Source organism: Burkholderia sp. AU4i, from assembly GCF_000466765.1.
GTDB classification, from domain to species: Bacteria; Pseudomonadota; Gammaproteobacteria; order Burkholderiales; family Burkholderiaceae; genus Burkholderia; species Burkholderia cepacia.
The window spans coordinates 1-5,260 of record NZ_ASSI01000202.1; the positions used below are offsets into that span (position 1 = coordinate 1).

Annotated in this window: 6 protein-coding genes; all 6 read left to right on the top strand. The window is 63.7% G+C overall.

Translation table 11 applies throughout. The features are described from left to right. Positions 1-2 precede the first annotated feature (2 nt). Entirely contained in the window at positions 3-950 is a 948-nt protein-coding gene (locus tag L810_RS35890) for a LysR substrate-binding domain-containing protein (RefSeq protein WP_081712943.1), read from the top strand. 279 nt (positions 951-1,229) lie between these two features. After that, entirely contained in the window at positions 1,230-2,516 is a 1,287-nt protein-coding gene (locus L810_RS35900; RefSeq protein ID WP_021163078.1) for a Glu/Leu/Phe/Val family dehydrogenase, read from the top strand. 218 nt (positions 2,517-2,734) lie between these two features. Beyond that, complete coding sequence (locus L810_RS35905) at positions 2,735-3,628, top strand: glutamate/aspartate ABC transporter substrate-binding protein (RefSeq protein WP_042977591.1); 894 nt, start codon at positions 2,735-2,737, stop codon at positions 3,626-3,628. 84 nt (positions 3,629-3,712) lie between these two features. Next, positions 3,713-4,453 (top strand): amino acid ABC transporter permease, encoded by a 741-nt coding sequence (locus L810_RS35910; protein ID WP_027788374.1) that lies wholly within the window; start codon positions 3,713-3,715, stop codon positions 4,451-4,453. Beyond that, positions 4,453-5,130, top strand: coding sequence for a glutamate/aspartate ABC transporter permease GltK (gene gltK / locus L810_RS35915; protein ID WP_042977589.1), 678 nt, complete (start codon positions 4,453-4,455; stop codon positions 5,128-5,130). Before L810_RS35910 ends, gltK begins: the two co-directional genes overlap by 1 nt. Continuing rightward, a partial coding sequence (locus L810_RS44400; RefSeq protein ID WP_155836443.1) for an ATP-binding cassette domain-containing protein occupies positions 5,127-5,260 on the top strand: 134 nt, incomplete at its 3' end. The genes gltK and L810_RS44400, both read left to right, overlap by 4 nt.

Here is a 5,260-nt window from a genome sequence, read left to right on the forward strand (position 1 = left end):
AACTGAAATGGCTCGAAGACTTCGTTTCGCTCGCGGAAACGCGCAGCTTTAGCCGGTCCGCCGAGCTGCGGCACGTGTCGCAGCCGGCGTTTTCGCGGCGCATCCAGGCGCTCGAGGCATGGCTCGCGACCGAACTGATCGATCGTTCGGTCTATCCGACGCGGCTGACGCAGGCCGGGCAGATCTTCTACGAGCAGGCGCTGACGATGCTGTCGCAGGCGCACGAGGCGCGCACGCTGCTGCGCGGGCACGTCGGCGCGCCGGTGCCGACGATCGAGTTCGCGGTGCCGCACACGCTGTCGCTCACGTATTTCCCGCGCTGGCTGCAGCGGATCGAGGCGAAGATGGGCCAGGTCCACACGCGGCTGCGCGCGCTGAACGTGCACGACGCGGTGCTGTCGCTCGTCGAGGGCGGCTGCGATCTCGTGATGGGCTACCACCACCCGAGCCACCCCGTCGCGCTCGACCCGGCGCGCTACGACATGCTGATCCTCGGCAGCGAGCCGATCAGCCCGTTCTCGGCGCCGGGCCGCGCGGGGCGGCCGCGCTATACGCTGCCCGGCACGGCCGATGCGCGCGTGCCGTACCTGTCATATACGCCGAACGCGTATCTCGGCCGGATGACGGAGGTCATCGTCGCGAATGCGTCGACGCCGCTGTTCCTCGATCGCGTCTATGAAACCGACATGGCCGAAGGGTTGAAGGCGATGGCGCTCGCGGGCCACGGCATCGCGTTCCTGCCGCACAGCGCGGTCGAGGATGCGGTGGCGGGCGGCCGCCTGATCCGGCTCGACCGGTCGGTGCGCGGCGGCGCGCATCCGTTCACGCTGACGATGGAGATCCGGCTGTACTGCGACAAGCTCGCGCTGCAGGGCGACGATCCGCGACAGAAGCTCGTGCGTGCGCTGTGGGACGTCGTGCGCGACGAACTGCGCGAATCCGCGGGTTAACCGTGGGCGGTTAACCGTCGATCGTCCGGCCCGGCCGGCTGACGTCGGGCCTGCGGTGCCTGTCGGGCACCTTGCCCGGCCGCCGGCCCGCGCCCGCGCAACACGATTTTTCAAGCACGCGATGCACGGCCGATCGCGGGCGTTCTTGCGCAAATCGACCGCGGATTTGCGAAAAATCGCGATCATGCAAGAAACGCATAATCGAATAAGCAAACGGCATTGGATAAAAAAAACGGGTTTTTCGACAATGTGCGCACTTCGTTGAACGTTGGAGCATCCATGTCTTCGCAACAGCAGTCCATCCCGTCCTACCTGCACGCCGACGATCTCGGCCCGTGGGGCAACTACCTTCAGCAGGTCGATCGCGTCGCGCCGTACCTCGGCTCGCTGTCGCGCTGGCTCGAAACGCTGAAGCGTCCGAAGCGTATCCTGATCGTCGACTGCCCCATCGAGCTCGACAACGGTACCGTCGCGCACTTCGAAGGCTATCGCGTGCAGCACAACGTGTCGCGCGGCCCGGGCAAGGGCGGCGTGCGCTACCACCAGGACGTGACGCTGTCGGAAGTGATGGCGCTGTCGGCATGGATGTCCGTGAAGAACGCAGCAGTGAACGTGCCGTACGGCGGCGCGAAGGGCGGCATCCGCGTCGACCCGCGCAAGCTGTCGCGTGGTGAGCTCGAGCGCGTCACGCGCCGCTACACCAGCGAAATCGGCATCATCATCGGCCCGAACACCGACATTCCGGCACCGGACGTCAACACCAACGAACAGGTGATGGCGTGGATGATGGACACGTATTCGATGAACCAGGGCCAGACGTCGACCGGCGTCGTGACCGGCAAGCCGATCGCGCTCGGCGGTTCGCTCGGCCGCAAGGAAGCAACGGGCCGCGGCGTGTTCGTCGTCGGCTCCGAAGCGGCGAAGAAGAAGGGCCTGGAAATCGAAGGCGCGCGCATCGCGGTGCAGGGCTTCGGCAACGTCGGCGGCATCGCGGCGAAGCTGTTCCAGGAAGCGGGTTCGAAGGTGATCGCGGTGCAGGATCACACGGGCACGATCTACCAGCCGGCCGGCCTCGATTCGAACAAGCTGCTCGACCACGTTGCCCGCACGGGCGGCGTCGCGGGCTTCGAAGGCGCGGAGCCGATGCCGAACGACGAGTTCTGGACGGTCGAAACCGACATCCTGATCCCGGCGGCACTGGAAAACCAGATCACCGAGAAGAACGCAGCGAAGATCCGCACGAAGATCATCGTCGAAGGCGCGAACGGCCCGACGACGACGGCGGCGGACGACATCCTGACCGCGAACGGCGTGCTCGTGATCCCGGACGTGATCGCGAACGCGGGCGGCGTGACCGTGTCGTACTTCGAGTGGGTGCAGGATTTCTCGAGCTTCTTCTGGACGGAAGACGAGATCAACCACCGTCTCGAGCGCGTGATGCGCGAAGCGTTCTCCGGCGTGTGGGCGGTCGCGGAAGAGCACAAGGTGTCGGTGCGTACGGCGGCGTTCATCGTGGCGTGCAAGCGCATCCTGATGGCGCGCGAAATGCGTGGCCTCTACCCCTGATCATTGACTATGATCCATTCATGACGCAATCCACCTGGTTGCGGATATGAACCCTCGCGGGCGGTGCCGAATCCGGCATCGCCCGCGCGCGCATTCGGGGCGCCTGGAGCCGGGAGGAAGGCTTTGCCAGGGGCGCTGCGACGTGCGGTAAACAACAGTACTTTCAAAAATATTACTTTGATACACTGGCGCGGGTTTTAGCCAAGGAGATGACCAAAATGAAATACCAAAAGGCAGTCCTGATGTTCGCGGCGCTTTGCGCGTTCGCAAGCGGCGCGCATGCTCAGGAGACGGGCACGCTGAAGAAGATCAAGGACACGGGCGTGATCGCGCTGGGCCATCGCGAATCGTCGATTCCGTTCTCCTACTACGACCAGAACCAGCAGGTGGTCGGCTATTCGCGCGAATTCCAGCTGAAGGTGGTCGACGCGGTGAAGAAGAAGCTGAACCTGCCGAACCTGCAGGTGAAGAACATCCCGGTCACGTCGCAGAACCGCATCCCGCTCGTGCAGAACGGCACGGTGGACATCGAGTGCGGCTCGACGACCAACAACACCGAGCGCCAGCAGCAGGCTGCGTTCTCCGACACGATCTTCGTGATCGGCACGCGCCTGATGACGAAGAAGGATTCGGGCGTCAAGGATTTCGCCGACCTGAAGGGCAAGACGGTCGTGACGACTGCCGGCACGACGTCGGAGCGCCTGCTGCGCAAGATGAACAACGACAAGCAGCTCGGCATGAACATCATCAGCGCGAAGGATCACGGCGATTCGTTCAACACGCTGGAATCGGGCCGCGCGGTCGCGTTCATGATGGACGACGCGCTGCTCGCGGGCGAGCGCGCGAAGGCGAAGCAGCCGGGCGAGTGGGTGATCGTCGGCACGCCGCAATCGGAAGAAGCGTACGGCTGCATGATGCGCAAGGGCGATACGGACTTCAAGAAGGTCGTCGACGACGCGATCTCGCAAGTCGAGAAGTCGGGCGAAGCCGCGAAGATCTACGCGAAGTGGTTCGAGAACCCGATCCCGCCGAAGGGGCTGAACCTGAACTTCCCGCTGTCCGATTCGATGAAGAAGCTGTACGCGAACCCGAACGACAAGGCGCTCGACTGACCGCACGGCCGTTGATGCAGAAATGACGCTAATGAGACGGAAGAGGCCACGCTTCTTCCGTCTCTTTTTGCTGGAGTCTTGCCCATGTCTTACCACTGGAACTGGGGCATCTTCCTGAGCCCCGTGTCGACCGGCGAGCCGACGACTTATTTCGGATGGCTGATGTCCGGCTTCTGGGTGACGATCGAAGTGTCGCTCGTCGCCTGGGTCATCGCGCTGATCGTCGGATCGCTGTTCGGCGTGTTGCGCACCGTGCCGAACAAATGGCTGTCCGCGATCGGCACCGTGTACGTGTCGATCTTCCGGAACATTCCGCTGATCGTGCAGTTCTTCGTCTGGTATCTCGTGATACCCGAGCTGCTGCCCGCGTCGATCGGCACCTGGATCAAGCAGTTGCCGCCCACCACGCAGTTCTTCACCGCGTCGATCATCTGTCTCGGCCTGTTCACGGGCGCGCGCGTGTGCGAACAGGTGCGCTCGGGGATCAACGCGCTGCCGAAGGGCCAGCGCGCCGCCGGCCTCGCGATGGGCTTCACGCAATGGCAGACGTACCGTTACGTGCTGCTGCCCGTTGCGTACCGGATCATCGTGCCGCCGCTCACGTCGGAATTCCTGAACATCTTCAAGAACTCCGCGGTCGCGTCGACGATCGGCCTGCTCGACCTGTCCGCGCAAGCGCGCCAGCTCGTCGACTACACCGCGCAGACGTATGAATCCTTCATCGCGGTGACGCTCGCCTACGTGATCATCAACCTCGTCGTGATGGCGTTCATGCGCTGGATCGAAGGCCGCACGCGGCTGCCCGGCTATATCGGAGGCAAGTGATGCATCAGTTCGACTGGAGTAGTATTCCCGGCGCGATACCGACGCTGTGGACGGGCGCGATCGTCACGTTCAAGATCACGCTGATCGCGATCGTTGTCGGCATCGTCTGGGGCACGCTGCTGGCGCTGCTGCGGCTGTCCGGCGTGAAGCCGCTCGCGTGGTTCGCGAAGGCGTACGTGACGGTGTTCCGCTCGATCCCGCTCGTGATGGTGCTGCTGTGGTTCTTCCTGATCGTGCCGCAGGTGCTGCAGGGCGTGCTCGGGCTGTCGCCGACGATCGACATCCGGCTTGCATCGGCGATGGTCGCGTTCTCGCTGTTCGAAGCCGCGTATTATTCCGAGATCATCCGCGCCGGTATCCAGGCGGTGCCGCGCGGGCAGGTGAACGCCGCGTTCGCGCTCGGCATGAACTACGCGCAGGCGATGCGCCTCGTGATCCTGCCGCAGGCGTTCCGCGCGATGGTGCCGCTGCTGCTCACGCAGGCGATCGTCCTGTTCCAGGATACGTCGCTCGTATACGTGATCAGCCTCGCGGACTTCTTCCGCACGGCCGCCAACGTCGGCGATCGCGACGGCACGACCGTCGAGATGGTCCTGTTCGCCGGCGCATGTTATTTCGTGATTTGCTCGTTGGCGTCTGCTCTCGTCAAGGGTCTCCAGAAAAAGGTCACAAGATGATTTCCATCAAGAACGTTTCGAAGTGGTACGGCCAGTTTCAGGTCCTCACCGACTGCACGACCGAGGTCAAGAAAGGCGAAGTGGTCGTCGTGTGCGGCCCGTCGGGTTCCGGCAAGTCGACGCTGATCAA

What these genes read in the sequence shown, in the direction of transcription:
- L810_RS35905 (WP_042977591.1), top strand. Translation starts at nt 2,735, where the DNA reads ATGAAATACCAAAAGGCAGTCCTGATGTTCGCGGCGCTTTGCGCGTTC.
- L810_RS35900 (WP_021163078.1), top strand. Translation starts at nt 1,230, where the DNA reads ATGTCTTCGCAACAGCAGTCCATCCCGTCCTACCTGCACGCCGACGAT.
- L810_RS35910 (WP_027788374.1), top strand. Translation starts at nt 3,713, where the DNA reads ATGTCTTACCACTGGAACTGGGGCATCTTCCTGAGCCCCGTGTCGACC.
- gltK (WP_042977589.1), top strand. Translation starts at nt 4,453, where the DNA reads ATGCATCAGTTCGACTGGAGTAGTATTCCCGGCGCGATACCGACGCTG.